Source organism: Variovorax sp. 20P10.2.4, from assembly GCF_058244205.1.
Genome location: NZ_JBZAYE010000437.1, coordinates 1 through 6282, shown reverse-complemented (window position 1 = coordinate 6282; position 6282 = coordinate 1). Strand labels below are relative to the sequence as shown.

Sequence of the window (6282 nt, the reverse complement as noted above, 5' to 3'; positions counted from 1 at the left end):
CAGATCCGCCCGAACCTCGATCGATGCGGCCAGCGCGCTCATGGCGCCGCGCGATGCCGAGGCTTGCGGCCGAAGAACGGGTGGCTGGGATCGTTGAAGCCCGGGCGCGACGAATGGCCGGTGGTCACGAGGCCGTCGACCAGCGCCTCGTCCGCGTCGGTGAAGCGGTACTGCAGCGCGGGCACGTAGTCCTCCCACTGTTCGAGCGTGCGCGGCCCGGCGATGGCCGAGGTCACGAGCCGGTTGTTGAGCACCCAGGCCAGCGCGAACTGGCCCGCCGTGATGCCGCGGCCTTCCACGTGTTCCTTCACGCGCTGCGCGATCTCCAGCGATTCGGGGCGCCATTCGGTCTGCAGGATGCGCTTGTCGTCGCGGCCCGCGCGCGTGCCGGGCGGCGGCGCCTCGCCGGGCCGGTACTTGGCCGTGAGCACGCCGCGCGCGAGCGGGCTGTACGACACCACGCCGAGGCCGTAGTACTCGGCCGCGGGCAGGTGCTCGGCCTCGATCTGCCGGTTCGCGAGGTTGTAGAGCGGCTGCGTCGCCACCGGCCGGTCGACGTTGAGCGCATCGGCCGTGCGCGCGAACTCGGCGATCTTCCAGGCGCTGTGGTTCGACAGACCGTAGCTGCGCAGCTTGCCCGCGCGAATCAGGTCGCCGAGCGCGCGCACGGTTTCCTCCACCGGCGTCTGGCGGTCCTCGCGGTGCAGGTACAGCAGGTCGATGTGGTCGGTGCCCAGGCGCTTCAGGCTGGCCTCGACCGAGCGCACGATGCCGTGGCGGCCGGTGCTGCGGTTGTTCGGGCCTTCGATGTCGGGATCGGCATTGGCGAACTTGGTCGCCAGCACCCAGTGCTGCCGATGCGGCGCGATCAGTTCGCCGACCACCGTCTCCGACTGGCCCTGGTTGTAGGCATTGGCGGTGTCGATGAAGTTCACGCCCTGCTCACGCGCGCGGTCGGCGATGCGTTGCGAGGTCGCGCGGTCGGTCTGGCCGCCGAACATCATGGTGCCGAGGGTCAGCGGCGAGACGAGGATGCCGCTGCGGCCGAGCGGCCGGTAGTCGATGGTGCTCATGGGAGAAAGAAGAAGAGAGGTAGGAAGAAGCAGCGCGCGTGACGCGCCGGAATCAGAAGCGCAGCCCGGCCTGCTTCATCAGCGGCAGGATGCGGTCGCCGAAGAATTCGAGATCGGGCTTGAAGTCGTAGAAGCTCAGCTGCAGGCCGTCGACACCCGCGCGCTTGAGCTGCACGAACTGCTCGACCACCTGCTCGGGCGTGCCGATCACCTCGATGTTGCCGCCGATGGCGCGCCGCTTGGCGGCGTCGTTGCCGACCCGGCCGCGCCAGGCATGGGCGTCGCTGTCGAAGCGGTTGAAGCTGGCCTGCGGATCGATGTCGGCATGCGCCACGATCGCGTCGTGGTAGGCCCAGGTCTCCTTCTCGGTCGCGCGGCTGATGACCATGGGATTGAGCAGCGTGCGCACCTCGCGGCCCACGTCGCGCGCGGCCTGCTTCACGCGCGCCGTGTGCGCCGGCAGCGCCTCGATCGCGCTCGGGAAACTCGAGCCGGCCGGGCTGGTGATGAAGACGATGTCGGAGTAGCGCGCCGCGAACTCGATGCCGGCGTCCGAGCCGGTCGCGTTCACCAGCACGGGCCGCCCGAAGCGCGGCTTGGGCGACACGAAGGCGCCGTCGAGCTTCCACTGCGACTCGCCCTGGAACGACCAGTTCTCGGTGTCGGCCCACAGCCGCTGCACCGCTTCGAGGAACTCGGCCGCGAGTTCGTAACGCCGATCGTGCTCGATGCGCTGCGAGCCGAACATCTCGTGCTCGACCGCGCGATGCCCCGTCACCACGTTGATGCCCCAGCGCCCGCCCGAGATGTGGTCGAGCGTGGCCGCGTACTTGGCCAGGTGCAGCGGATGCAGCGGCCCGTAGAGCACGTGGATGGTCGAGATCAGCAGGATGCGCTGCGTCACCGCGGTGAGCGCCGCCGTCGTCATGAAGGAGTCGAGCGCGTTGCCGTTGAACACCCCGCCGTAGCCGCCCTTGGGCAGCCATTGCGAGAGCGCGAACACCAGGTCGAAACCCAGCCGTTCGGCCTGCAGCACCAGGTCGCGGTTGTAGTCGAAGCGCCAGTCGGTGGTGCGCGGCAAGGTCGACGCGCTCCAGCCCCCGGCCTGGATCGGCAGGAACAGGCCCAGCAGCACCGGCTGCTCGAAGGCGCGGGAGATCGGGCTGGCGGCGAATTCGGTCGGCGCGACAAAGCGCTCCCATCCGGCGATGGCGCCGGGTCGGTGTGACAGGGACATTGGAGGATTACTTTCTGCTGGCGCGGATTCTGGCCAGCAGGGGCGGGAATGGCACGCCCGTAATTCGCATATCGACATGCGGGGAGGCGCAATGGCGAAGGTGGACGGCTTTGGGGGAACACGAGAAAGCGTAGGAGCGTGGGCATGGAACTCCGCTAACCTCCTTCGGCTCGACTTTTCCCGGAGGTACATCCGCACATGTCAGCCACCCCCACCCCACCGCCCTACTACCACGGCACCAAGGCCGACCTGAACCTCGGTGACCTGATCGAGGCCGGCTACAGCTCCAACTACGGCCAGCGCAGGAAGGCCGTGTATGTCTACCTGAGCGCCACGCTCGAGGCCGCGACCTGGGGCGCCGAGCTGGCCGTCGGCGAGGGCCGCGGCCGGATCTACGTGGTGGAGCCGACCGGGCCGATCGAGGACGATCCCAACCTGACCGACAAGAAATTTCCCGGCAACCCGACCAAGTCCTACCGCACGCGGCAGCCGCTGCGGATCACGGGCGAGGTGAAGGATTGGCAGGGCCATGCGCCCGAGCAGTTGCAGGCGATGCGCGAGCGCCTGGAGGAACTCAGGCGCGCGGGCATCGAGGCGATCGAGGACTGAACGCCAACAAGGTGTGAAGAAACCGTAGCGAGCGCCCCAAGGTCGCGCCGAGGACCGCAGCCGTACTCACGTACGGTGAGGACCGCAGGTGCGATATCGGGGCGCGCAGCAGGTTTATTCACACCTTGTCAGAACACCTTGCCCTCTTCGAGATGCGTGGTCGTGCCGTTCAGATGGTGGTCGCCGATCACGCGTGCCTTCTGCTGCAGCGGGTTGTGATTGAAGATCGTGCGCAGGTTGCGCCAGTGGCGATCGAAGTTGTGGCGGCGCGAGGTGGCCGATGCGCCGCCGGCCTCGAAGATCCGCTCGGCCGCCTGCAGCGCGATGCGGCTCACCGCGAGCTGGGTCTTCGCGGTGGCGAGCGCGCCTTCGAGCACTAACTGCCGCGTGCGCTCGTCCTCGCGGTCCGTCGCCGCATCGACCCGCAGCGCCCGCGCCGAACGATCGAGCCGCCGCGCGTTGTCCGCGATCAGCGCATCGACCGCATGCGTGGCGGTCGCGAGGTCGCCGACCACCCATTGCGTGAAGTGATCCTGTGCCGCGCTGTCGGCCGGGCTGTGCGCGGCCGGCCGTGCATGGTGGCGCACGTAGTCGAGCGCGTCGGCAAAGATGTTGCGCACGATGCCCGCGGCCACGGCCACCAGGTAGAGCTGGCGCAGTGACGATGCATGGCGGCGCTGCAGGGTCTTGGGGCTGCCGTACACCAGCTCGTCGGCCTGCACCTCGAGGCCCTTGAACTCCAGGCTGCCGCTCGCGGTCAGGCGCTGGCCCATGCCGTCCCAGTCGTCCTTCACGTGCAGGCCTTCGCGCCGCGTGGGCACGACGATGGCGACGTCGCGGCCCTCGGGGTCGCGCACCGCGATGCTCGCGTAGTCCGAGAAGGCGGTGCCGGTGGCGTAGTACTTGCGGCCGTTGAGGACCAGGCGATCGCCGTCGCGCTCGAGCGCGGTGGTCACGGTGCCCGACTTGGGTGTGCCGAGCTCGGTGAAGGCGCCGCCGAACAGCGCGCCTTCGCGCACGCGCGCCAGTTGCAGTTCGCTGTTCGCATTGGGCGGGGCCGTGGTCCAGAGCTCGATCGCGTTGTAGTGGATGCGCAGCGCATGCGCGACGTTGGAGTCGGCCGCGGCGAGCGTCGCGACCACCTCGATCAGGTCCTCGACCGAGCCGCCGGGACCGCCGCGCTCGGGCGGCACGCGCAGCGCGCCGAGGCCGGAGGCGCGGAACAGCGCGAAGGCCTCGAAGGGCAGCACGCGGTCGCGCTCGCGCTGCGAGGCGCCTTGTGCAATGGCCGTGGCCAGCGCGGGCAGGCGATCGAGCAGGGTCTGGAGGTCGGGCGCCAGCGCGGCGCGGTCGGGTGCGTTCATCGGTGAAGGTGCGGTCAGCGAGCGGTCGAGGATGAACGCAGTATGGGCGCGCGGCATGGCCGTTTCCCGCATAAGAAAACTCGCATTCCTGCAATGGCGAACGGGCACGGATCGCGTGGAGCACGGCGCATTTTCAAACGCGAAAAGATGCTAAGCGCGCGCTTGGATTTCGCGGGGATATCCCAGACCATCGGCGGCCCAACCGCTAACCAGTCAGAGAATGAAATTCGATCGATGGGCACTGCGCGTCGCCCTCGCCGCGGCAGTGGCCGCCTCGCTCCCGGGCGCCTTCGCGCAGGGCACCGCATCCTCCCCCCAACCCATCGACGGCGGCACGCTGACGCTCGCGGTGTCGCAGGAGCCGACCTCGTTGGTGTCCTTCCTCGACACCAAGACCGACAACCGCAACATCAGTGCGAAGATCACCGAGGGCCTGCTGCGCTACGACGCGCAGTTCCGCGCGCAGCCGCTACTCGCCACGTCGTGGCAGGTCAGCGCCGATGGCCTGAAGTACACCTTCAAGCTGCGCCCCGGCGTGAAGTGGCACGACGGCCGCGACTTCAGCGCGGAGGACGTGCGCTATTCGATCCTCACCCAGAAGAAGCAGGGACCGCGCGGGCGCATCACGCTCGCGAACGTGGAACGCGTCGACGCGCCCGATCCGCTGACCGCGGTGATCGTGCTGTCGAAGCCCGCGCCCTTCCTGCTGAAGTCGCTGTCTTCGGCCGAACTGCCGATCGTGCCCTCGCACCGCTACGCCGACGGCGAGCCGCTGGGCAATCCCAACGTCACGGCGCCGGTGGGTACCGGTCCCTTCGTGTTCGACCAGTGGGTGCGCGGCAGCCATTTGGTCCTCAAGAAGAACCCGAACTACTGGCGCAAGGGCTATCCGCACCTCGACCGCGTGATCGTGAAGTTCGTGCGCGATCCGGCCGCGATCTCCACCGCGGTCGAGACCGGCGAGGTCGATGCTGCGCTCGGCGTGGGCCTGGCCGACCTCGAACGGCTCGAGAAGAACCCGAAGCTCAAGGTCGACGCCACCTACGACGCCTTCCTCAACAACGCCTCGTTCCTCGAGTTCAACCTCGAGAACCCGGTGCTCGCGAACCCGAAGGTGCGGCATGCGATCGCGCAGGCGATCGACCGCAACTTCATCCGCGACACCATCTACTACAAGCGCGTGGAGGTGGTGAACTCGCCGATCCCGCGCGTGCTGGCCGACTACTACGACGACAGCACCTTCCGCTATCCCTTCGACGTGACCGCGGCCAACCGCCTGCTCGACGAGGCCGGCCAGCCGCGCGGCGCGGGCGGCACGCGCTTCTCGCTGCGGCTGAGTTACATCCCGGGCGCGGACTTCAAGCGCACCAGCGACTACCTGCGCGCGGCCTTCTCGCGCATCGGCGTCAAGGTCGAGATCGTCGACGGCGACCTGCCCACCTTCCTCAAGCGCGTCTACAGCACGCGCGACTTCGATATCAACCTCAACGGCCTGGGCCGGCTGTTCGACCCGACGGTGGGCGTGCAGCGCATCTACTGGGGCGACGGGGTGCGCAATCCGCTGATCTGGATCAATGCCTCGCACTACGACAACCCGCAGGTCGACGAGCTGTTCCGCCAGGCCGCGGTCGAGCTCGACGGCGCGAAGCGCGCCACCCAGTTCCGCCAGATCCAGCAGATCGTGGGCCGCGAGCTGCCGGTGGTGCCGCTGGTCACGGTGCATTCGGCGCTGCAGGTCTACAGCACCCGCGTGCACGAACTCAACAACAGCATCGATCTCACGGCCGGCGACTTCGCCGATGCCTGGATCGAACCCCGCAAGTAAGACAGAAAAGACAGAGACGGACGGACCGCCATGAGCCTCCAGGACATCACGAACGACCAACTCCATGCACTGAGCTTCGCCAGCGCCGGCGAACAGGCCCGCGCGCTGGCCGAGGGCCGCGTCAGCGCGGTGGCGCTGCTCGAGCACCTGCTCGCGCGCATCGACCGCTTCGAC

At 68.4% G+C, this 6282-nt stretch carries 5 protein-coding genes; 2 read left to right on the top strand and 3 right to left on the bottom strand.

Annotation, left to right across the window (positions count from 1 at the left end; all coding sequences use genetic code 11):
• Positions 1-38: 38 nt before the first annotated feature.
• Together AC27VN_RS29505 and AC27VN_RS29500 are read right to left on the bottom strand one after the other, a co-directional pair.
• Complete coding sequence (locus AC27VN_RS29505; RefSeq protein ID WP_490878844.1) at positions 39-1064, bottom strand: aldo/keto reductase; 1026 nt, start codon at positions 1062-1064, stop codon at positions 39-41.
• 61 nt (positions 1065-1125) lie between these two features.
• On the bottom strand, positions 1126-2310 hold the full coding sequence (locus tag AC27VN_RS29500) for an LLM class flavin-dependent oxidoreductase (protein WP_490878842.1): 1185 nt from the start codon (positions 2308-2310) through the stop codon (positions 1126-1128).
• A gap of 198 nt (positions 2311-2508) precedes the next feature.
• On the opposite strand from AC27VN_RS29500, the gene arr reads away from it, so the two are divergent.
• Entirely contained in the window at positions 2509-2919 is a 411-nt protein-coding gene (gene arr, locus AC27VN_RS29495; protein ID WP_490878841.1) for an NAD(+)--rifampin ADP-ribosyltransferase, read from the top strand.
• 128 nt (positions 2920-3047) lie between these two features.
• On the opposite strand, the gene AC27VN_RS29490 is transcribed toward arr, so the two are convergent.
• Positions 3048-4283 (bottom strand): acyl-CoA dehydrogenase family protein, encoded by a 1236-nt coding sequence (locus AC27VN_RS29490; protein ID WP_490878843.1) that lies wholly within the window; start codon positions 4281-4283, stop codon positions 3048-3050.
• Positions 4284-4503: 220 nt separating this feature from the next.
• Between AC27VN_RS29490 and AC27VN_RS29485 the strand changes: the two genes are divergently transcribed.
• A complete protein-coding gene (locus AC27VN_RS29485) occupies positions 4504-6108 on the top strand; it encodes an ABC transporter substrate-binding protein (RefSeq protein WP_490878840.1) in 1605 nt (534 codons plus the stop codon).
• Positions 6109-6282: the final 174 nt, after the last annotated feature.